Raw genomic sequence first — 841 nt, 5'->3', positions numbered from 1 at the left:
CTGCGAGCGGTGCGCGCTGGCCTGCCCGCAGGGGGCCGTATCGTTCGCCGAGGACGGCATCCCCGCCATCGACGAGGATGCCTGCACGCGCTGCGGCATCTGCCTGGGCGTGTGCGACGCGTTCTCGTCGACGCGCGTCACTATGGCCGACCTGCACGCCCGCATCCGCCGCATCGCCCTGCGCGGCGAGCGCGTGGTGCTCACCTGCAAGGAGAACGTGTTCCCCGGCCTGGAGCCGGCGGCGAACGTCGTGGTGCTGCCCTGCCTGGCGTGCCTGTCGCCCGAGTTCTGGACGCTCGTGCTGGCCGAGGGCATCGACGTGACGATAGCGGCCGACCTGTCCTACTGCGCCGACTGCGCACGCGCCGGCGAGATGGGCGAGCTCCTGTACGCCCATGCCGTGGAGACGGGCGAGGCGTGGAGCGGGCGCTCCGTGGGCTTCTCAGACGTCATCCCCGAGAAGGAGAACCTGGTGCGCGACCTGGCGAACCCGGCGGGGGTCGACCGGCGCAGCGCGTTTACGAACCTCGTGGGCGAGGTGGGCGACATCGCCAGCGGCAAGCGCCGCCTGCGCAACTCGGAGGTGCTGCAGGAGTTCTACGAGCGCCGCGAGCGCGCGCGGGCGCTGGCGCGTCTGAACCTGGGCAACGGCACCGAGTTCAACGACTTCGTGCCCGAGGGACTTACGAGAAGGACGATGCAGCCGAAGCGCCAGATGCTGCTGGAAGCGCTCGAGCGCGACCCGGGCATCGCCGCGCGCGTGCCGCTCGTGCTGTCCGAGACCGACTGCGCGCGCTGCACGGATGCGCTCTCCTGCGCGGCGGCCTGCCCCACGGGCGCG

Annotated in this window: 1 protein-coding gene; it reads left to right on the top strand. The window is 71.9% G+C overall.

Annotated features, from left to right (window positions below; all coding sequences use genetic code 11):
• Positions 1-841 (top strand): 4Fe-4S dicluster domain-containing protein (locus GPA_RS11085; protein WP_041239514.1); only part of this gene is annotated, 841 nt, incomplete at both ends.

The organism is Gordonibacter pamelaeae 7-10-1-b, assembly GCF_000210055.1.
GTDB classification, from domain to species: domain Bacteria; phylum Actinomycetota; class Coriobacteriia; order Coriobacteriales; family Eggerthellaceae; genus Gordonibacter; species Gordonibacter pamelaeae.
This window is presented reverse-complemented; position numbering and strand designations above follow the sequence as displayed.